The sequence below is a fragment of the Myxococcus xanthus genome (genome assembly GCF_006402735.1).
Lineage (GTDB): Bacteria > Myxococcota > Myxococcia > Myxococcales > Myxococcaceae > Myxococcus > Myxococcus xanthus_A.
The window spans coordinates 2,948,851-2,969,612 of record NZ_CP017174.1 but is presented as its reverse complement, the minus strand read 5'-3'; the positions used below and the strand labels follow the sequence as shown (position 1 = coordinate 2,969,612).

17 protein-coding genes are annotated in these 20,762 nt (G+C 69.9%); 12 read left to right on the top strand and 5 right to left on the bottom strand.

The window, feature by feature from the left end; genetic code table 11:
• The first annotated feature begins 29 nt into the window (after positions 1–29).
• From BHS09_RS12640 to BHS09_RS12605, 8 genes are all read left to right on the top strand, one after another.
• Positions 30–1,664, top strand: a complete 1,635-nt coding sequence (locus BHS09_RS12640; RefSeq protein ID WP_140797987.1) for a metallophosphoesterase — start codon at positions 30–32, stop codon at positions 1,662–1,664.
• A 130-nt stretch (positions 1,665–1,794) separates the two neighbouring features.
• Positions 1,795–3,213 (top strand): RsmB/NOP family class I SAM-dependent RNA methyltransferase, encoded by a 1,419-nt coding sequence (locus BHS09_RS12635; protein ID WP_140797986.1) that lies wholly within the window; start codon positions 1,795–1,797, stop codon positions 3,211–3,213.
• A 30-nt stretch (positions 3,214–3,243) separates the two neighbouring features.
• Positions 3,244–5,022 (top strand): M61 family metallopeptidase, encoded by a 1,779-nt coding sequence (locus BHS09_RS12630; RefSeq protein ID WP_140797985.1) that lies wholly within the window; start codon positions 3,244–3,246, stop codon positions 5,020–5,022.
• A gap of 11 nt (positions 5,023–5,033) precedes the next feature.
• Complete coding sequence (locus BHS09_RS12625; RefSeq protein ID WP_140797984.1) at positions 5,034–6,500, top strand: tetratricopeptide repeat protein; 1,467 nt, start codon at positions 5,034–5,036, stop codon at positions 6,498–6,500.
• Between the two features lie 44 nt (positions 6,501–6,544).
• Positions 6,545–6,928 (top strand): carboxypeptidase regulatory-like domain-containing protein, encoded by a 384-nt coding sequence (locus BHS09_RS12620; protein ID WP_237078265.1) that lies wholly within the window; start codon positions 6,545–6,547, stop codon positions 6,926–6,928.
• A 275-nt stretch (positions 6,929–7,203) separates the two neighbouring features.
• Positions 7,204–8,085 (top strand): ribonuclease HII, encoded by an 882-nt coding sequence (locus BHS09_RS12615; protein WP_140797983.1) that lies wholly within the window; start codon positions 7,204–7,206, stop codon positions 8,083–8,085.
• Positions 8,082–8,717, top strand: a complete 636-nt coding sequence (locus BHS09_RS12610) for a hypothetical protein (protein WP_140789984.1) — start codon at positions 8,082–8,084, stop codon at positions 8,715–8,717. Before BHS09_RS12615 ends, BHS09_RS12610 begins: the two co-directional genes overlap by 4 nt.
• Before the next feature lie 41 nt (positions 8,718–8,758).
• Positions 8,759–9,388: a histidine phosphatase family protein gene (locus BHS09_RS12605; RefSeq protein ID WP_140797982.1), complete on the top strand. Its 630-nt coding sequence runs from the start codon at positions 8,759–8,761 to the stop codon at positions 9,386–9,388.
• Positions 9,389–9,413: 25 nt separating this feature from the next.
• Here BHS09_RS12605 and BHS09_RS12600 read toward each other — a convergent pair whose 3' ends face one another.
• From BHS09_RS12600 to BHS09_RS12590, 3 genes are all read right to left on the bottom strand, one after another.
• Positions 9,414–10,769: an aminotransferase class I/II-fold pyridoxal phosphate-dependent enzyme gene (locus BHS09_RS12600; RefSeq protein ID WP_140797981.1), complete on the bottom strand. Its 1,356-nt coding sequence runs from the start codon at positions 10,767–10,769 to the stop codon at positions 9,414–9,416.
• 295 nt (positions 10,770–11,064) lie between these two features.
• On the bottom strand, positions 11,065–13,020 hold the full coding sequence (acs, locus tag BHS09_RS12595) for an acetate--CoA ligase (protein ID WP_174260531.1): 1,956 nt from the start codon (positions 13,018–13,020) through the stop codon (positions 11,065–11,067).
• Between the two features lie 55 nt (positions 13,021–13,075).
• Positions 13,076–13,570: a hypothetical protein gene (locus BHS09_RS12590; RefSeq protein WP_140796433.1), complete on the bottom strand. Its 495-nt coding sequence runs from the start codon at positions 13,568–13,570 to the stop codon at positions 13,076–13,078.
• Positions 13,571–13,631: 61 nt separating this feature from the next.
• Between BHS09_RS12590 and BHS09_RS12585 the strand changes: the two genes are divergently transcribed.
• The 4 genes from BHS09_RS12585 (at position 13,632) to BHS09_RS12570 (ending at position 18,224) form a co-directional block, all read left to right on the top strand.
• Positions 13,632–14,054 carry an NUDIX domain-containing protein gene (locus BHS09_RS12585; RefSeq protein WP_140789979.1) on the top strand — a complete coding sequence of 141 codons (423 nt, stop codon included), beginning with the start codon at positions 13,632–13,634 and terminating at the stop codon, positions 14,052–14,054.
• Between the two features lie 15 nt (positions 14,055–14,069).
• Positions 14,070–15,758, top strand: a complete 1,689-nt coding sequence (locus tag BHS09_RS12580) for a site-2 protease family protein (protein ID WP_140797980.1) — start codon at positions 14,070–14,072, stop codon at positions 15,756–15,758.
• Positions 15,759–16,109: 351 nt separating this feature from the next.
• Complete coding sequence (gene cml / locus BHS09_RS12575) at positions 16,110–17,372, top strand: CmlA/FloR family chloramphenicol efflux MFS transporter (RefSeq protein ID WP_140797979.1); 1,263 nt, start codon at positions 16,110–16,112, stop codon at positions 17,370–17,372.
• A gap of 48 nt (positions 17,373–17,420) precedes the next feature.
• Positions 17,421–18,224 carry a hypothetical protein gene (locus tag BHS09_RS12570; RefSeq protein ID WP_140797978.1) on the top strand — a complete coding sequence of 268 codons (804 nt, stop codon included), beginning with the start codon at positions 17,421–17,423 and terminating at the stop codon, positions 18,222–18,224.
• Between the two features lie 9 nt (positions 18,225–18,233).
• Here the strand turns inward: BHS09_RS12570 and moaD are convergent, their stop codons facing one another.
• Both moaD and BHS09_RS12560 read right to left on the bottom strand, forming a co-directional pair.
• Entirely contained in the window at positions 18,234–18,896 is a 663-nt protein-coding gene (gene moaD, locus BHS09_RS12565) for a molybdopterin converting factor subunit 1 (RefSeq protein ID WP_140800666.1), read from the bottom strand.
• A 26-nt stretch (positions 18,897–18,922) separates the two neighbouring features.
• Entirely contained in the window at positions 18,923–20,755 is a 1,833-nt protein-coding gene (locus tag BHS09_RS12560; protein WP_140797977.1) for a PKD domain-containing protein, read from the bottom strand.
• Positions 20,756–20,762: the final 7 nt, after the last annotated feature.

Below are 20,762 nucleotides of genomic sequence, written 5' to 3'. Positions count from 1 at the left end.
CATCCCGAGCTTGTTCGGGAGGAGGCCTCATGCACCGGAAGACCCCCTTTCACCTTGCCCCCTGGACGGCCGCGCTGATGCTGCTGGCCAGCACCGCGAGTGCAGGGACGCTGTATCGAGACCCTTATCTGCAGAAGGTGGGGCCAGACACGGCGACGATCGCCTTCCGGCTCGCGGCCAACTGCCAGGCGGAGGTGCGCTACGGCGAGGGCGCAGCCAACCAGTCCGCTGTCTCCCAGGACGGCGGGAAGCTGCACTCGGTGGTGCTGACCGGGCTGAAGCCGGGCACCGAGTACGCGTACGAAGTGTCGGCCTGCGGCCTGCGCACGCAGCTCAATCGATTCCGCACCGCGCCGGTGCCGGGGACCCGCAGCGTGCACTTCGTGGCGGTGGGCGACTTTGGCACGGGCGGCTCGAACCAGAAGAAGGTCGCTGCGGCCATGGTCAAGCGGCAGGCGGAGCTGTTCGTCGCACTGGGGGACAACGCCTACGCCGCTGGCACCGAGGCGGAGATCCAGAACAACCTCTTCGTGCCCATGGAGGCCCTGCTGGCCCAGGTGCCGTTCTTCGCGGCGCTCGGCAACCATGAGTACGTGACGAACCAGGGGCAGCCCTACCTGGACAACCTCTACCTGCCCACCAACAACCCCGAGGGCACGGAGCGCTACTACTCGTTCGACTGGGGCCACGTGCACTTCGTGGCGCTCGACTCCAACTGCGCCGTGGGACTGGCGTCGGCGGACCGTTGCACGCGGGATGCGCAGAAGGCGTGGCTGGAGCGGGACCTCGCGGGGTCGACGCAGCCGTGGAAGATTGTCTTCTTCCACCACCCGCCCTGGTCCAGTGGCGAGCACGGCTCGCAGCTCTCCATGCGCCGCCACTTCGGCCCCATCATGGAGAAGTACGGCGTGGACCTGGTGCTCACCGGGCACGACCACAACTACGAGCGCAGCAAGCCCATGAAGGGTGACGCCGTCGCCGGGTCCGGCGAGAAGGGCATCCCCTACCTCGTGGTGGGCGGCGGCGGCGCGACGCTGAGGAAGCTCCCCGGCAGCAAGCCGGACTGGAGCGTCATCCGCGACAACCAGGCCTATGGCTTCCTCGACGTGACGGTGGTCGACGGCACGCTCACCGCGCAGTTGCTCGGGGTGAACGGAGACACCGTGGACCGCTTCACGCTGCAGAAGGAGCTGCCTCCGCAGGAGCAGCTTCCCGAGGGTGCGCTGACGCTCGTCGTGGAGGGCGAGCGGGGCGTGGCCCCCCACCGCGCCTTCTTCCGGGCCACGCCGTCCTTCGAGGCCGCCACGGTGACCTGGGATTTCGGCGACGGCGGCACGGCCGAGGGAGAGGTCGCCGAGTACGTCTTCGCCATCCCCGGGCAGTACACGGTGACGGCCACCGCCACCCAGGGCACGGTGAAGCAGACGGCCACCGCCCTGGTCCAGGTGGCGGAGACTCCCGGTGAGGAGCCCCAGACGCCGGATTCCGGCACGACGGACCCGGGCTCACCGGCTCCCCGCCCGGGGCTTCCGGATACTCCCGGCCCCCCGGATGACGGCATGAGCAGTTCGAGCGGTGGCTGCGCCGCGGGCCCCACCGCCACCCTCCTCCCGGCGGCCCTGGCCCTGCTGGCCGCGGGTCTGCTCCACCGGCGCCGCAAGTAGGGCCTCCCCGCCCAAGGTCTCCCGCGCCCTCCGCCTGACGTCACACGGCGGAGGGGCGGGCGTCCGCCGGGGCGGATTTGCTTTCCGCGCTTGTCAACCCGGCCCGAGGAATGCAAAGCCGCATTCCGTCATGGCCACCCAACGCAAGTCCCGCCCGCACTCGCGGTCGGCCCCGAAGAAGTCCGGCGCTCCGTCCGGGAAGAAGCTCTCCCCCTCCGAGCGGCCCGAACGGCCCCTGCGAGAAGACCTGGTCCTCCAGGCCTGCCTGGAGGCGTACGGCTCGGTCCGGCACGAGGGCCGCATGGCCGACCGCGCGCTGGACTTCACCCTGCGCCGCAAGGCCAACCTCTACTCCAACGAGCGCCGCGCCGTGGCCGAGCGCGTCTACGGCCTGCTGCGCCGCCAGCGGACGGTGGACTTCCTGCTGTCCCGCGCCCACCCACGCTTCGACAGCCTGGAGACCTCGCGCCAGGACGTGCTCCGCCTGGCCGCCTCGCGCGTCCTCTACGGCGAGCCCCAGGGCCTGGTGGCCCGCCAGTCCGCGCTGGCGCCCCCGGATGCGCAAGCCCTGGGTGCCCTTCCCGAAGCCGCCGCCGCCCTGGAGGCCCTGCCCGCCCGCGAGCGCTTCCCCATCGCCGCGTCGCTGCCGGACTTCCTCGCCGACCGCTTCCTCCAGACGTTCGGCCGGGATGCCGCTCGCGCCGCGGAGGCGATGAACGAGCGCGCCCCGCTGGTCGCCCGAGCCAACCTCCTCAAGGGGGACCGCGACGCGCTGGCGCAGCGGCTGAAGGCGGAGACGGTGGACGTCAAGCCCACGCCGCTGTCGCCCATGGGCCTGGTGCTGGAGACGCGAATCAACGCCTTCTCCCTGGAGAGCTTCCGCGAAGGCATGCTGGAGCTCCAGGACGAGGGCAGCCAGTTGCTCGGCATGCTGGTGGACGCGCCGCCCACGCGCGTGGTGGATGCGTGCGCGGGTGCCGGCGGCAAGACGCTGCAGCTCGCCGCGCAGATGAAGAACCGGGGTGACTTGCACGCCCTGGACATCGATGAGCGCCGCATGGAGGACCTGAAGAAGCGCGCGCGCCGCGCGGGTGTGCACAACGTGCGCGCCCAGCTCATCCCCCACGAGGGCCCGGAGGCCGACGCCGCGCTGACGCCCCTCAAGGGCAAGGCGGACCGGGTGCTGGTGGACGCGCCGTGCAGCGGCACCGGCACCTTCCGCCGCAAGCCTGACGCGCGCTACCGCCTCACGCCGGAGGATTTGGAGATGCACGTAGGCCGGCAAAAGGCCCTGCTGGCGCGCTTCGCCACGCTGGTGAAGCCCGGCGGCCGGCTCATCTACGGCACGTGCAGCGTGCTGCGCGAGGAGAACGAGAACGTGGTGGAGGACTTCCTCGCGAAGCACCCCGATTTCACGGTGAAGCCGGTGGCGGAGCTGCTGGGGGTGGAGCTGGCCGAGAAGATCGGCCCCGGCCCCTTCCTCCGGCTGGCGCCTCACACCCACGGGACTGACGGATTCTTCGGCGCCGTCCTCGTCCGCGCGAAGTAACCTGCGGCCGGGGGGAGAGAGACACTGCTCATGCACCGTGCCGTCCGCTACCGCGTCTCCATGCCCCGGCCGCATACGCACCTGCTGGAGGTGGAAGCCTCCTTCCCAGGAGGCGCCAGCGTGCTGGACGCAGTGCTGCCGGTGTGGACGCCCGGCAGCTACATGGTGCGGGAGTTCGCGCGGCAGGTGCAGGACATGACGGCCCATGCGCCGGACGGAACGCTCCTTCCGGTGCGGCGCGCGGACAAGCGCACCTGGCGGGTGGACGCGAAGGGCGTGGCCGTCACGCTGCGCTACCGCGTCTACGCCAACGAGCTGACGGTGCGAACCAACCACCTGGACGGCTCACACGCCTACTTCAACGGCGCCGCCACGTTCCTCTACACGGAGGACACGCGCGGGCTGGAGCACCACGTCACGGTGGACGCGCCCCCCGGCTGGCGGACCTTCTGCGCGCTGGGCCAGCGCGCTAACACCTTCGTCGCCCAGGACTACGACGAGCTGGTGGACAGCCCCTTCGAGGTCGGTCCCCACACGCCGCTCACCTTCAGCGTGGAGGGCGTGCCGCACGAAGTCGTGGTGTGGGGCGACACGGTGCAGGACCCGGAGCGGCTGTGCGCGGACCTGAAGCGCATCTGCGAATGCCAGGCCCGCGTGTTCGGCGGCCTGCCCATGCCGCGCTACCTCATCCTGCTGTACCTGACGGACCGGGGCCGAGGCGGCCTGGAGCACAAGGCCAGCACCGCGCTGCTGTTCCCCCGCGTCGGACTTTCCACCAACCGCGGCTGGGAGGACCTGCTCACCCTGGTGGCGCATGAGTACTTCCACCTGTGGTTCATCAAGCGGGTGAAGCCGCGTGCGCTGGTGCCCTTCGACTACGCGAAGGAGAACTACACCTCGCTGCTGTGGGCCTTCGAGGGCTCCACGGCGTACTACGACAACCTCTTCGTGCGGCGCGCCGGGCTGATGTCCGCGCAGCGCTACCTCACGCGCCTGGGCGAAACGCTCACCGCGCTGCACGCCACGCCGGGGCGCCACGTGCAGACGCTGACGGAGGCGTCGCTGGTGAGCTGGGTGAAGCACTACCGCCCGGACGAGAACTCGCCCAACAGCGCCATCTCCTACTACCTCAAGGGCGAGGTCGTCTCCGCGCTGCTCGACCTGGAGATCCGCCGCGCCACCGGTGACGCCCGTTGCCTGGATGACGTCGCGCGCGTCTTGTGGCAGCGCTACGGCGACGGCGCCGGCGTTCCCGAGGACGGCGTCGAAGCCGTGGCCAGCGAGGTGGCCGGCGTGGACCTGACGCCCTTCTTCGACCGGGCGCTGCGCACCACGCAGCCGCTGGACTACTCCGTCTTCGCCCACGTCGGTCTGGAGCTGAACTTCCGTCCGCGCGAGGCCGCCAGCGACAAGGGAGGCACGCCGCCGCCGCGAGGCCGGGCGGGGGAAGGCAAGCCCAAGGGCTGGCTGGGCGTCACCACGCGGGGCAGTGGCACCGTGGCGGTGGTGATGGATGGCTCGCCCGCACAGGACGCGGGGCTCTACGTGGAGGACGACCTGGTCGCGCTGGATGGCTGGAAGGTGGACGGCGCCAGCCTGCTGTCCCGCTGCGAGGAGCGGAGGCCCGGCGAGACGGTGCGGCTCACGGTGTTCCGCCGTGACCGGCTGCTGGAAATCCCGGTGGTGCTGGGGACGAAGCCCGCGGAGGCGGCGTGGCTGTCCCGCGTGGAGCGACCCACCGACGCCCAGAAGGCCGCCTATCAGGCGTGGCTCGGAGCCCCCTGGGAAGAGTCCCCGGGGCAGTCGTAGGCTTGGGGGCCATGAGCCCCTCATCGCCCAACATCATTCCACCGGATGCGCCCCTTCCCCGCTGCCAGCGGCATCGGACCGCCGTGGCCGGGTGGCGTTGCGAGAGGTGCAACGAAACGCTCTGCCCCGACTGCGTGGTGGGTCGGCGGGCCCAGACGGTGGAGCTGGTGGCGTGCGAGCGCTGCGGCGACGTGGCGCAGACCCTGCTCACCTCGCGCAGCCGGGTGTCCGTGGCGCAGCGGCTCAAGGGCGCGTGGCGCTACGTCTTCACCCCGTCCGGCCTGCAGGTCATGGTGGCGGTCAGCGTCTTCCTGGCGGCGCTCCGGTGGCTGGTGGAGCTGGCCATCTCCTTCTCGGCCCTCATCCCGCTGACGATTTACGGAGGCGTCTTCTGGGGCACCTTCTTCACGCTCGCGCGGGACTCGGCCCGCGGCGAGATGGCGCTGCGCTCGCCCGACTACCGCGACTACTTCCATGACGCGGTTCTCCCCGGCCTCCGCGGCGTGGTGACCTTCGCCATCGTCTGGATGCCCGCGTTCCTCTACGTCACCGTGCTGCGCCCGCTCCTCCAAGAGGGGCGCTCGGCGCTCGGCGCGTGGATTCGAGGCCTGGACACCCCCGGGCTGCTGACAGTGGACCCAGTGCTGATCGGCCTGCTGCTGCTCGGCGTCCTCTGGCTGCCCGCGGCGCTCCTCATCACCGCCGCGCGCCAGCCCCTGCTGACCCTGTTCGACGTGCCCGGAACCCTTCGCATCGTCCGCCGCCTGGGCCGGGACTACACGCTGGTCGCGGGAACGCTGATGGGCCTGGGCGTCCTCCACCTCATGACGCACGGGGTGGCGTTGCTGCTGCGCGTGCTGAACCTCTTCGTCATCTCACGCGTGCTGGCCGAAGCCGTCACGTTGATCATCCCCTTCACCGCCGCGCACGTGGTGGGGCTGCTGCTGTACACGCGGGGCGATGCGCTGGGGTATGGCCTCGAGCAAGACTACCTGGGCCCCGTGCTGGGCGACGCACAACCGAGCCGCATGGTGCCGCCCCTGCGCGAAGCCGGTCCCATTCCCTTCACCGGAGCAGCGGCCACCGCCGCCGAGACGGGAACCTCCAACGACGACCCCCTGGAGGCGCTGGCGGCCGCGGTGAACGCCCGCGATGTTCCACTCGCGATGTCGCTGTATGCCACCGTGCGGCAGCAATCGCGGCTGCGTGTGCCCCCCGAGCATCACCTGTTCGTCGGACAGGCCGCGGCCGTGGAAGGAAATTTCCCACTGGCGGTAGCGGCGTTGGAATCCGCGGCAGACACGGCGCCCGATGAGCCCACCGCGCCCCGTGCGTTGGTACTTCTGGCGCGTGTGTTGGGCGAACGGATGCACGACGCGCCGCGCGCGGAAGAAGTCTACCGCTACGTGCTACACCGTTACCCAGACACGGCAGCGGCACGCTTCGCGAGTGAACGCGTGGCTCCGACTTCCGACTGATACAGACGTTGCCGCGCCCGCACGCCAGCATCACCCTTCACGGCATGGTTCGCGCACGCTGGTTTTCGTGGCTCATCGGTTTCGGTCTCTTCGCGGCATGTGACCAGGCGCCTCGCATGGAGCGCGCGGTGGACGACTGCCAGGCGGAGTTGGTGTCGCTGAAGGTGGAGGTGCTGTCGGCGGAGGGCGCGCGCGTGCGCGGGGCGACAGTCACCGGCACCAACGTGACCTCCAACGTGAGCATCACCGGCGTGACAGACGACCAGGGCGTCAGCACCGCCATCAACGAATCGCTCGCGCCCAGCGTGGTGCGAGTGATGGCCACCGCGGGCGCCAAGGTGTCCGCGGCCCAGCAGGTGGAATGGGTGTGTGACGCCTGCAACTGCCAGCCAGAGCCGGCCACCCTCCAACTCCAGCTCAATCCGTAGGACCCGCGCCGCGCGACACTGAGACAACCTCGGTTTCATGGATTCATCTGAATGAACGCGAGGGAGGTTGTGCTCCACCCGCCCCATGGAGTACGGCTGGTGACATGCGTGACGCCCGTCAGCCTTCCCCGCGTCTGGCCCACCCTGCTTCCAGGGGGGCCCTCCAGTCGGCTTCCTCCGAGCACGGGGCCGCGGGGATGTGTTGCCGCTGTGCGCGCGGTCCCTGCGCATGGGGTCCTGTCAGCACACGTTCCAGGTAGGTCCGGGCCCTCATCATGTCCGCAGACACCGTGGAACAGCTGCTTCAGTGTGCGCTGTCTGAGTTGACCGCGCGCTTCGTCACCCAGGCCAACTCCGTCCCCGCCGGCTTGCTGGAGGCGTTGGACGCTGACCCGCGCGCGGGAGCGCATGCGCTCGCCCGGCGCATCCGTTCGCGCCAGGAGAAGCACCGCGCGGAGGGCCAGCGTCTGCGCAAGCTGCTCCGTTTCGAGACGGAGCTGTGGGAGCAGGGCCACACGCACATCGCGGGTGTGGACGAGGCGGGCATGGCACCGCTGGCGGGGCCCGTCGTGGCCGCCGCGGCCGTGCTGCCCAAGGGCTTCCGGCTCAAGGGGCTGGATGACTCGAAGAAGATTCTCGACGCCGAGAAGCGCGAGTCGCTGGCCGAGGCCATCAAGCGCGACGCGGTGGCCTGGGCCGTGGGCCGCGCGGAGGTGGAGGAGATCGACCGCATCAACATCTACCACGCGGGCCTGCTGGCCATGCGCCGCGCGGTGGAGGGGCTGTCGGTGAAGCCGGACCACCTGCTGGTGGATGCTCGCACGGTGCCGGAGTGCTCGGTGCCGCAGAAGGGCATCATCAAGGGGGACGCACTGTCTCTCAGCATCGCAGCGGCCTCCATCCTGGCGAAGACGACGCGCGACCGCTGGATGACGGAGCTGGATGCCCAGTACCCGGGTTATGGGCTCGCCGCGCACAAGGGCTACCCCACGCCGCAGCACCTGCAGGTGCTGCGTGAAAAGGGCGTGCTGCCCATCCACCGACGCAGCTTCGCGCCGGTGCGCGAGGCCCTGGGCCTGCCGACCAGCGCACCGCCTTCCGCCCTCCAGGCGGAGCTGTTCCCCGAGGCCCCTTCCCGAACAGGGGTGAAGTCATGAGCGCCGACCGGGACATCGACGAGTGGATGGCCGCGCGAGGCATCACCCTGCCCGAGGCCCGCGCGCGCACCCGCGCCGTGCTGGAGGAAGTGGGCCTCACCCGCCCCGGCCGCCAGCGCATGAGCGAGCCCAAGCTGCTCAAGGCGGCGGAGCTGCTGACGGGGCGCTTCTTCTCCGTGTGCGCGGACGGCGCGTGCCTCAAGGTCGCGCAGGCCAGCGGGCGTGAGCCGATTCGTGTCGAGCCACGGATGCACTGTGAGCGCTGTGGCGGCTCGGCCAACCGCCGCGCGGAGGTCGCCTTCGTGGAGACCTGCCAGCGCTACGGCGTGCGCCGCGTGGTGGTGGTGGGCGGCTCGCCAGCGGTGCGCGAGGAACTGGAGGCGAAGCTGGGCCACCAGATTGACTTGCGGATGGTGGACGGCACGGAACGCCGCACGGCGGACCGCGCCCGCAGCGACCTGGACTGGGCGGACCTGGTGCTGGTGTGGGGCGCCACGGAGCTGCACCACAAGGTCAGCGGCCACTACACGCACGGTGGGCCGGCCTACAGCCACAAGGTGGTGCACGTCGTGAAGCGGGGCGTGGCCGCGCTGTTGGAAGAAGGCATCACCCACCTGGAGCGGACGCGCTGAGTGCTGGACTCAGGCGACGCGCCAAAGCGACGCTTGAGTCCATGACGACCGAGTTCATCCTGCTCCGCCACGGAGAGACGGAGTGGAACTCCCTGGGGCGCCTCCAGGGACATCAGGACAGCACCTTGAGCCACGTGGGCCTGCGCCAGGCAGACGCCCTGGCCGCGCGCCTGGAGCCCGTCCGATTCTCGGCGCTCTATTGCAGCGACCTGGGGCGGGCGCAAGAGACGGCGCGGCGCATCGCCACCCGCACAGGCCACACCATCCAGTCCGACACCCGCCTGCGCGAACGGGGCCTGGGCATCCTGGAAGGCCTCACCCGGGACGAGGCACGCCAGAAGCACCCGGACGTCTTCGCCGCGTACTCCGGTGGCGCGCCGGACTACATCGTCCCCGGCGGGGAGAGCACGTCCCAACGGCTGCGCCACGCGGTGGAGTGCCTGGAGGAGCTGGGCGCGCGCCACCGGGGCGAACGGCTGGTGGTGGTGACCCACGGAGGCGTGCTCAGCCTCCTGTTCCGTCACAGCCTGGGGATTCCGCACGCGGCGCCACGCACCTTCTCCGTGCTCAACGCCGGGTGGAACCAATTCGACTACCACGAAGGTGCGTGGCGGCTGGTGACGTGGGGTGACGTCACCCACCTGCGTGCCACCAGCCTCGACGACACCTGAGCGCCCACGCGGACGCTCGTGGTGGCTACAGCTCCACCTGCGGGCGCTGCTCGTCGCGGCGGGACGCGCGCGTCGCGGCCGGACGAACCTCCAGTTCGGCGCGGGCCTCGTCGATGGAGTCGCACACCCCGTCGGCGGCCCGCTGGACCTGCTCCAGCGTGTGGGACGCCATCACCTGCATGCGGAAGCGCGTCTCGCGCAAGCGAACGGCCGGGTACTCCACCAGGTTGGCGAAGATGTCGCGGTCGAACACCTTCTTCGAGGCCAGCCGCGCCACCTTCGCGTCGCCCACCTGCACGGGGACGACGTTGGACGGCTCGCCCAGGCACGTCACGCCCCGCGCCTCGAAGGCTCCGCGCAGCGCCAGGATGTTCTCCCGCGCCTTCGCGCGCAGCGCGTCGCCCTCTTCCGAGCGGACGATGCGCAGCGACTCCAGCACCACCGCCGCCTGCATGGGCAGCAGCGCGTTGGAGAAGATGTGGGGTCCGCCCATGATGCGGATGAACTGGCGCACCGCCGGCGAGCGCGTGGCCACGAAGCCGCCATTGCTCGCGAACGTCTTGGAGAAGGCGCCCACCACCAGGTCCACCTTCCCCAGCAGGCCCTGCACGCCCAGGCTGCCCGTACCCCGGGGCCCCATCGCGCCCAAGTCATGGGCCACGTCCACCAGCAGCGCCGCGCCGTACTCACGGCAGATGGACTGGAGTTCTTCAATCCGCGGCACGTCCGAGTCCATGGAGAACAGGCCCTCGGTGACGACGAGCACCGCGTTCTGCGTGTCGCGGGCGCGAATCTCCTGAAGCTTGCGCCGCATGGCGCGGTTGTTGAGGTGCGGCACGCGGCTCACGTTCGTCGTCGCGGCGGCGGCGCCCTGCTGGAGGCACGCGTGCGACAGCGCGTCGAGCACCACGTGGTCATCTGGACGCACCAGCCCGGCGATGACGCCGAAGCCCGCCCCCCAGCCGGTGGAGAACAGCGCCACGTGTGGCGTCTGCAGGTGCTCCGCGAGCGCCTTCTCCAGCATCAGCGACGGCGTCGTATTGCCCCCCAGCATCGCCGAGCCCGCGCTGTGCAACCCGTAATCCTGGATGGCCCGCTGGGCCGCCTCCACCACCGCCGGGTGCGTGGACAGCGACAGGTAATCCTGCGAACCGAAGTTCAGCCCCTGGCGCGCCGCCCCCGTCTCGCTGCGGACACCACACTCCGCCTTCGGTGCCGCCTCCAGGCTTCGCGAGTACGGCCACAGGCCCGCCTGCCGCCGCGACTCCTGCCACTCGAAGAAGGGTTCCGTCCGACCCAGCAGGTCAGGCCCCGTCGGCTGCGAGTAATGGGAGATGAAGTGGGTGAAGAGCGGCGAGTCGAGTTGAGCTCGGAAATCCATGAAGCACGTCCAGGGGGAAAGGTCGCGCTGTCAACGAGGGGCGCGGCGCTCGGGGAGGGGGGCGAGCGGCACATTTAATGCCTCTGCATCTTTCCAGTGTCAACCTGCCTACCCTGACGGCTCCGCTGTATTCGTTTGTTCCGATTCGACCGGATGTGCTGCGTAGGCTGAAACAGGCGCAAGACACCCAGACAGACACGCATTTCCAGGGCCAGAAACGACGAATCCTGCTTTTTCACCCCAGGGCAGAGGTTGATTTTGACGCCCCCTGCCCTGAAGTGCGAGCAAGTGTCCGTCAGTCGTCGTTCTGCCTCAGCGCGGCCAGGACGTTGAGGTCCTCCAGGGTGGTGGTGTCCCCGGAGGCCTGGTTGCCCGCGGCCACGTCGCGCAGCAGCCGGCGCATGATCTTCCCCGAGCGCGTCTTCGGCAGCGCCTCCGCGAAGCGGATTTCATCCGGGCGGGCGATGGCGCCAATCTCGCGGCCCACGTGGGCGGCCAGCGTCTTCTTCAGCGCGTCGGACGGCGTATTGCCCTGCTTCAGGGTGACGAAGGCCACCAGCACGGTGCCCTTCAAGTCGTCCGGACGGCCCACCACGGCGGCCTCCGCGACGGTTGCATGCGCCACCAGCGCGCTCTCCACCTCCGCGGTGCCCAGACGGTGGCCGGCGACATTGACCACGTCATCCACGCGGCCCATCAGCCAGATGTCCCCATCCGCATCCGTGCGAGCGCCGTCGCCGGTGAAGTACATGCCGGGCAGCTCGTTGAAGTACGTGCGCACGTAGCGGTCCGGGTCGCCGTACACAGTGCGCAACATGGAGGGCCAGGGGCGCGTGACGAAGAGCAGTCCGCCCTGCCCTCGCGGCACCTTGTTGCCCTCGCGGTCCAGAATCTCCGCGTGGATGCCGGGCAGCGGCAGCGTGGCCGAGCCGGGCTTCGTCGGCGTGGCGCCCGGGAGCGGCGACACCATGATGCAGCCCGTCTCCGTCTGCCACCACGTGTCCACCACGGGGCAGCGGCCCCCGCCGATGACATCGCGGTACCACATCCACGCCTCGGGATTGATGGGCTCGCCCACGCTGCCCAGCAGACGCAGCGAGGACAAGTCGTGCTTGCGCACGGGCTCCTCGCCCAGGCGCATGAAGGCGCGGATGGCGGTGGGCGCGGTGTAGAGGATGGTGGCCTTGTACCGCTCGATGATGTCCCAGAAGCGGTCCGGCCCCGGCTGGGTGGGCGCGCCTTCGTAGAGAACGGTGGTGACGCCGTTCATCAGCGGGCCGTAGACGACGTAGGAGTGGCCCGTCACCCAGCCCACGTCGGCGGTGCACCAGTAGACATCGTCTTCGCGCAGGTCGAACACCCAGCGCGTCGTGAGCGACGTATTCACCGCGTAGCCGCCCGTGGTGTGCAGCACGCCCTTGGGCTTTCCGGTGGAGCCCGACGTGTAGAGGATGAACAGCGGGTGCTCGCTCTCCACCCACTCCGGTTCACATTCCGCGGACTGCCCGCTCACCAGCGTGTCCCACGCCACCAGATTGGGCCCGGACAGCGCCAGCGTGCTGCCCGTGCGGCGGAGCACCACCACCTTCTCCATGGTGGGCATGTTCGGCAGCGCCGCCTCCACGTTCTTCAGGAGCGGCACCACCGCGCCCTTGCGCCAGCCGCCGTCCGCGGTGAGCAGCACCTTCGCGCCCGCGTCGTTCATGCGCTCGTGGAGCGCCTCCGCGGAGAAGCCGCCGAACACCACCGAGTGCACCGCGCCAATGCGAGCGCACGCCAGCATGGCCACCGCGGCCTCGGGCACCATGGGCAGATAGATGCCCACCCGGTCACCCTTCCGAACGCCCAGCGACTTGAGCGCGTTGGCCAGCTTGTTCACCTCGGTGGACAGCTCGCCGTACGTGAGGCTGCGGCGGTCGCCCGGCTCCCCCTCGAAGAGGATGGCGGGCTTGTCCTTGCGGGTGGCCAGGTGCCGGTCCAGACAGTTGTAGGCCAGGTTCGTCTTGCCCTCGACGAACCACCGCGCGTGCGGCGGCTTCCAGTCGAGCACCGTCTGGAAGGGCTCCTTCCAGTACAGCTCCTCGCGGGCGCGGTCGCCCCAGTACTTGTCAGGGTCCTTCGCGGCTTCGTCCCAGAGCTGCTGGTACTGCTCCATGCTCCGGATGTGCGCGCGCCGGGCGAACGCCTCTGGCGGCGGAAAGACGCGTGCTTCCGTCAGGACCGAGTGAATCTCATGCTTCGAAGCCGCCATGCGTTCCTCCAGCGTGGACAATGCCACCCTGTTCTAGGAACCCGGGGCGCGCGTCTCAACCCTCCGTGTCGCAGCGCTTCGATTCCTTGACGGCCTCGTAGCGCAGCCACATCTCGCAGACGCATTCGTCGGGGCGGCGCGTGTCGTAACGGACCCGCAGCACGCCGTTGAACTGCGTTTCGCACTGCGTCGTACCGTCAATGTGGATGTTGACCTGGTCCAACAGGCACTCCTGGCCGTTCACCTCGGCGGCGGCCTTGACCACGCTCCCGTCGATGGAGAAGTGGTCTCCGTCCTCCAGGAAATAGCCCACGAGGTGGCTGTCCAGGAAACCGAAGTCCAGGCGGACGACGCGCCCGCTGATTTGCAGGGTGCCGTAGAGCTGGTTGCGGTTGGTCTCCAGCAGGCCGCAGTCGTCGCGAAGCACCTCGACGGGCTCGAAGACGTAATCACCCGGCTCCTGGACGCGGGGCAGGCAGCCCGCCAGGCACGCCAGGAGCAGGCCGGAGAGGACAAGGCGATGGCGTCTCGGAGTAGACACGGCGCGCACCATACCCCACGGCACGCATCTAGGAAGTGCGGGCGTGACGGCAGCGGGTAGACTGGGGGTCATGCCCGAATACCGCAACCCCAAGCCCACCGTGGACTGCATCATCGAGCTGCCTGGTGAACGCATCGTCCTCATCCGGCGTGCGAATCCGCCTGTTGGCTGGGCGCTGCCCGGTGGCTTCGTGGATGAGGGCGAGCCGCTCGACGTCGCCGCCGTGCGCGAGGTCCTGGAAGAGACGGGACTTCACGTGAAGCTGTCGGAGCAGTTCTTCACGTACTCGGACCCCCGGCGGGATCCTCGCCAGCACAACATCTCCACCGTCTACATCGGCTCGGCCGAGGGTGAACCGCAGGGCGCCGACGACGCGGCCGAGGCCCGCGCCTTCCGCGTAGATGAACTGCCGAAGGACCTGTGCTTCGACCACGACACCATCCTGTCCGACTACGTCACGTACAAGCGGACCGGACAGCGGCGGAAGCTCTAGGAGCGGCGCGGGAGGATGCATTACGCGCTCGTCCTGCTCGCCCTGGGAGGCCTGCTGACCCTCCACGAGTTGGGGCACCTCGTCGCCGCGCGGTTGCTCGGTGTGCGGGTGCCCCGCTTCGTGTTCGGTTTTGGTCCACCGCTGGTGTCCTTCCGTCTATGGGGGACGCAGTACGTGGTGGCGGCGGTGCCCCTGGGCGCCACGGCGCACCTGCAGGGGATGAACCCGCACCGTGCGGACGCGGACGAGGCCGCGGGCTTCGCCGCGCGCGGGCCGCTGCTGCGCATCCTCATCATCCTGGCGGGGCCCCTGGCCAACTACGCGCTCGCGCTGGGTGTCCTGTTCGCGCTGTACACGTCGGGCACGCACGTGGTGGTGCCGCTGACAGTGGGGACGGTGCAGCCAGGCTCGGAGGCGGCGCGCGCACAGCTGCTGCCGGGGGACCGCATCGTCATGGTCGCGGGACAGCCGCTGCGGAGCTGGTCGGAGTTCGTGGAGAAGGTGGGCGCGGCGCCGGGTGTCCCGCTGGAGCTGGGCGTGGAGCGCGGCGGTGATGCGCGCTCGGTGATGGTGCGGCCCCGGCCGGATGAGCGAGGCACGGGCCGCATCGGGGTGAGCCAGCAGTACGTCTACAAGGCGCACGGCGCGGGTGAGGCGCTGAGTCATTCGTTCACGCACACCGTCAAGGTGGCCGCGGAAGGCGTGGCGATGTTGAAGCGGATGATGCAACACGGCTTGGAGAGCGCGGACGCGGCGAGCCCCGGAGCGCTGGTGCGGCAGGAGTCCGCGGATGCGATGTCGTCCGGGACGGATGCCCTGCTGCGGACCTTGGTGGCCGCGTCGGTGGTGCTGGCGTTGTTGACGTTGCTGCCCGTGCCTGGGCTGGATGGTGGCCGCGTGGTGCTGCTCCTGGTCGAGGCGGCGAGCGGCCGGCGGATCCCCCCTCGCGTGGAGACGGTGGCGCAGACGGTGGGGTTCCTGGGAATCGCCGTGGCCGTGGTCTTGATGGCGACCGCGGAGATTCGGCGCGCGTTGCCGGCGCGGTTCGGCATGGAGGAATCGCCGGCTCAGGATGCGGGGACGGCAGAAGCAGCACAGCCTCCGCCTGCGGCGTCGGATTCCGCGAAGGGTGCGGTCCCCTCGCCTGCCTCTATCGCGCCGGCGAAAGGGGGCGGCACGACAGGGGCCAATCCTGCCGGGACAGCCGCTGCCGGTACTTCGACTGGGTCCGGTCCTGCTGGAATGTCCGCGACGGGTACCGGCCCTGGTGGAACGGCCGCTACGAGCGGCGGCCCGGATGCCGGCCCGGCTGGGAAAACCGTCCCCGGCACTGGAGCCAGCGCAACGACGGGCACGAACACTCCCTCTGGCACCATCCCCGCAGGAACAAGCTCAACCGCTGGCGGCGTCGACGCGGGGACTCAGGCAGCAACTGGTGCTGCCCCTGGCGCGGCAGCTGCTGGAACCAATGCATCGGGCGCAGCCGCACCCGGCGCCAGCGCTGGGCGGGAAGCGACGCCGGGCGCTGTGAGCGCAACACCCCCTGAGGCCGAAGCGGGAGGGAGCTCGGCTCTCCCTGGAGCGACTCCAGGCGCGGCGCCTTCGACAGGCCAGACCTCGAGCGGAGCACCCACGACTGTGGATTCGCCCACAGCTCCATCCAGCGCCGCGACGGCGTCCCCTGCCGTGACACCTCCGCCCTGACGAAGCATCTGGCACGCCTCCCGTCTCGAGGAAGAAGTCACCACAAGCCGAGCCCCTGCCCCATCCATGGCGCCAGTCCCCGGCGGCCACGCCATCCGCCACCGCGCGCTGCACCTCGTGTCAGGAAGGCTCTGCGTTGACGTCCCGTCCCGTCACGGCGGACGGTTGTTCAGCTCCGTCGTGATTGCGACACCCAGCCCCGACCTTCGAGCGCAGACGCGCCGCATGGGAGCCAGCGAGATGGGAAGCACCGTATCCGCAGATGAGTGAGCCGCGGCGACACGTCAACCGTTGCCGCGGCCATCTGCCCAAGCTCATCCCGGTACCCGTGGAGAGGCAGAGCGCCGCCAGATGTTCCTCATTTGTGCGGATGCAATCGTGCCTGACTTCAAATCCCCGTCGTGGAATCACTCCGTGCCAGCAGCGCTGTTGCTGATGGCTCCCTTCGACCTCCTGGCCTCACTGGCCATGGACATCTACCTGCCTGTCGTTCCGGCGATGCCCGGAATCCTCAACACCTCCCCCGCCATCGTCCAGCTCACCTTGAGCCTGTACATGGCGGTGCTCGGGCTCGGGCAAATGGTGTTCGGCCCGGTCTCCGACCGCATCGGCCGGCGCCAAGTCCTGCTGACGGGCGCCCTCCTGTTCGCGCTCACGTCCTTCCTGCTCGCGGGAACCTCGGATGCCGCGATGTTCGTCGGCCTCCGGCTCCTCCAAGCCATGGGGGCATCCGCGGCCCTCGTCGCCACGTTCGCGACGGTCCGCGATGTCTATGCGGAGCGCCCCGAGAGCGCGACCCTCTACAGCCTGTTCAGCGCCATGCTGGCCTTCGTCCCCGCGCTCGGGCCCATCGTGGGGGCGCTGCTCATGCGGCACTGGGGATGGCGAGCCATCTTCATCACGCTCGGAGTCCTGGCCACGGCGGCGCTGCTGCAAGCCTTGCCACGGTGGCACGAGACGCGCCCGGCACAGGGCCCCCAGCCGCGTCCTGCGTTCCGGCACATCCTGAGCAGCGCCACGTTCTGGACGTACACCCTGGGCTTCAGCGCGGCCATGGGCTCCTTCTTCGTGTTCTTCTCCACGGCGCCCCGGGTGCTCATCGGTCGGGCCGGCTTCTCCGAGCTCGGGTTCAGCCTGGCTTTCGCCACCGCCGCGCTCGCGATGATTCTGACGACCCGCTTCGCGAAGCGCTTCGTGGGGAGTTGGGGGCTGGCGGGTAGCCTCACGCGGGGCATGGGCATGTTGCTGCTCGGTGCGGGGCTCCTGACGGCCGGACAGCTCCTGGCAACGCCGTCGTTCTGGACGTTCGTCGCGCCGATGTGGCTCATCGCGGCCGGCATCGTGTTCTCCGTCTCCGTCACCGCGAATGGCGCACTCCAGGCCTTTGGCGATGTGGCGGGAACGGCGGTCGCGATCTACTTCTGCATCCAGAGCCTCATCGTCGGCATCCTCGGAACCCTGATGGTCGTCCTGCTGGACGGCGACACGGCGTGGCCCCTGGTGGGATACGCGTCCCTGATGGCAGGGGTGACGTTGACGGCGCTTCGGCGCCTCCGGAGCCGTCAAAGCGTCCTGACGGAACCCGCGCTGGCGGAAAGCTCCGACGCCCCCTAACAAGCATCCCAAGACCGCACCGCGGGGGCCTGCTCCCGCGGCGCGGCGGTGGTTTCCGTCTTTCGCGCCTGGGAAGGAACCCCGCCCGCCTCCCGGCTGTCCAGGGACCAACCGGGCGTCGGCCGTCTTTCGGAAGACGTCTCCTGCTCGATGAAGGAGCCGCGAGCCATGCAAGGCCCTATGCTTCCCCCCGCGATGAACACCAAGGCGGGCGGTGGACTCTTCTGTGAGCTGTACTGGGGCAACAATCTGTCCGAGGCGTGGAGCTATGGGCCGGAGCATTCGAACGTCCACGCCGCCCCAGACGAGACGGCGCCGCTGCCGCTCTACGGCTTCACCCTGCCCGAAGAGCCGTTCCTGCTCGCCGAGCGCACCGCTCAGGGCTGGCGCATCCACCTGCCGCCCGCGGCGCGTGCCGAGCGCGCCATCAAAGGCGACTCTTACGCCGCCGTGCCACCGACGGACCTGCGCCAGCACGACGGACGCACCACGGTGGAGCTCGCGGAGGGCATGACGCTTCGCATCTCGGAAGGCCAGCTCTCGCTGCGCATCCAGGGCTCCGTCGTGAAGGAGCAGGTCAACCGGCTCCAGTGGAAGGACTTCGGCTGGCTCATCATCGTGAGCATGCTCTTCCTCAGCCTGCCGGTGGGCTTCCTCATCGCGGGCCCCACGCCCCAGCGCATGGAGGAATCCAAGGTCCGCGCCATGAAGATGGCCGCCGACAAGGAAGCCGAGCGCCGCAAGGCCATGGGCCTGGACACGCCACTGCGTCCGCTCACGGATGAAGAGCTCGGCACGCAGCCCGACGGCGGTGACGACGTCACGGTCCCTGCCTTCCTGCGCGTCCGCTGAGGCGGCGCTTCAGGGCCCCAGGCCGACCCAGACCTCCCCATCCTCGAAGAACTCCTTCTTCCAGATGGGGACGTCCTGCTTGAGCCGCTCGATGGCGTACTCGCAGCCACCGAACGCCTCCTTCCGGTGCGGCGACGCCGCGGCGATGACGACGGCCAGCTCACCGGGCACCAGCGTTCCCACGCGGTGGATGATGGACAGGCGCACGCCGGGAAACCGCTCCGCGGCCTCCGCGCCAATCTCCGCCAGCTTCTTCTCCGCCATGGGCGCGTAGGCCTCGTACTCCAAGCGCAACACGCGGCGGCCCTTCGTCTGGTTGCGCACGGAGCCGCTGAACGTCACCAGCCCGCCGTACGACTCCCCGGTGACGGCCTCCACCACCTCTTCCAGCCGCAGGGGACGGTCCACCACCAGGAACTTCTCCGGTGCGCCTCCCGCCACGGGTGGAATCAGCGCCACCTCCGCCCCATCACGCACCGGGGCATCCGGACCGACGAACTCCTGGTCCACGGCCACGCGAAGGTGCGGCAGGAGTGGCGCCAGCGCCGCGTACCTCGCGGTCAACAGTCGCAACACGTCCCGCACGTGCGAGCCCTCGGGCACGTCCAGGGACTCACGCACCTGCCCGGTGCGCTCGCGCGCCGCTGCGAAGTAGAGGACGGTGATGCGCAGGCACCCGGTGTCCGCCGTGCCGCCGCTCAACGCGAGGCCTCCTGCGCCGCGCGCAAGGACAGGCGCCCCTTGAGCCGACCACCGCCCTCCACCGGGCTGAAGTCGAGGAAGCCCGAATCCAACGGCGTAATCCGGTCCAGCAGCGCTCCCGAGAGCGCCTTCGTCGCCCCGAGCAACATGCTGGGCACGCCGGGCACCTTCTCCGCAGCGCGCAGGTCCGCGCGCAGCCGGCCCAGGTCCACCATCACCGACACGTGGCCCGAGCTGAAGGCCTCGCCACCAAAGCGCTCCCGCAGCTCGGCGCCCACGTCCCCGCGAGGGCGGCCCTGCAGCAGCTCCCCCGCCTGCAGGCTGGCGCGCTCGGGCATGATTCGCAGCTCTACCGGCTGCTCCCGAATCCGCGTCCGGAAGAGCGTGCCATTCGCCTCCTGCTGCGTCGTGTAGCGCAGCACGGAGTCCTCCAGCTGCTTCTGCACGAGCGCCCGCACTGGCTCCGACGCCGTCAGCCCCGCTTCGACCACGATGGAGCCCTTGATGTCGGGCCGCTTGTTCCGGATGAAGTTGCGGAAGAAGGCCGGGATGTCGAAGTACGCGCGCAGCACCACGTCGCCGCGCAGCGCCTTGAGCAACGCCTCCACGTCCAGTCCTTCACGACGCCAGGACGCCACCATGCGCTCACGACGTTCGGAGCCCGGCGCACCGAACGCCAGCCGAGCCAGCTCCTCGGGCGGCACGGAGATCTGCGCCGCGGCGATGGGCCCCAGCTCCGCGTCCTTCAGCAACGCCGACGCGGGCGCGAGGGCTCCCTGGAACAGCGGTGTCGAGGAGGACAGGAAGCCATCCAGGTCCAACTGCTCCGGCTTCACCGCGAGCGACGCGGCGAAGCCCCGAATCGGGTGAGCGTCGTCTTCATCAGGCGCCACGCCGGGATGCTGCCCGGAGAAGAGGTACACGCTGCCGTTCGCCACCTTCCCTCGCAACTCGGTCAGCAGCACATCCTCGGAGATGCCTGGCCCCGTGAGGCTTCGCACCGCCTGGCGCGCCACCTCCGCGTCGGGGATGGCCAACACCTGCGCCTGCTGAGGCTCGCTTTCGTCGGGTTCTTCCAACCCCTCCGGCACGGCGAGATAGAGGTAGCCCCGGTCCTCGAAGAGCAACATCGGAGGCCCACCCGGCGCGGGCTCCACGGTGACGGAGCCGTCCGGCTGCGGCATCACGCCGTGCCCCGCCCGCTCCAGTTCGCCGGCGACGGCGTTCAGTGCCGCCTCCGGCTCCGTGATGCCCAGCAGCGTCACGACGCCGTCGAACTCCGGGAGAAGGAAGAAGCCGAAGCCCTCGTCGGGGTCCACCACCGACCCGGTGCCGTTCTCCAGGTCCGCGAAGAGCAGCGGCAGCAGCGGGGATGACTCCACGGCCCGCCGCGCGTTCTCCGGCCCCACGAGCCGCGCGTAGAAGTCCATCAACGGGTCCACATGGCCCCGCAGCTCGGGCAGCCACATGACGGTGCGTGCGCTGGAGGGCACCGCGCGAAGCACGGGCCGAGGCACCACCGTCAACTGGACGCGGCCGACCTCTTCTCCCTCGTGCAGGGCGCGCACGGTATATGCGCCTGCTCGGGAGAAGGCGTGGGACACCCACGGCGCCGTCTGGGCGTCGCTGCCATCACCGAACTCCCAGGTGACGGCGGTGGCGTCCTCGCGCTGCGAGCCGAGGTCGACCGGCACGCCCGCTTCCACCGTCCGGTCCTGCCCCAGGTCCGGCCGCACCGCGCGACGGCAGCCGGAGGCCCAGGGGCCCACGGCGACCGTCATCAGGAGGAGCGCGACAAGGGACCCAGGGCGGCGCGGAATGAGCGGCATGAGCCGC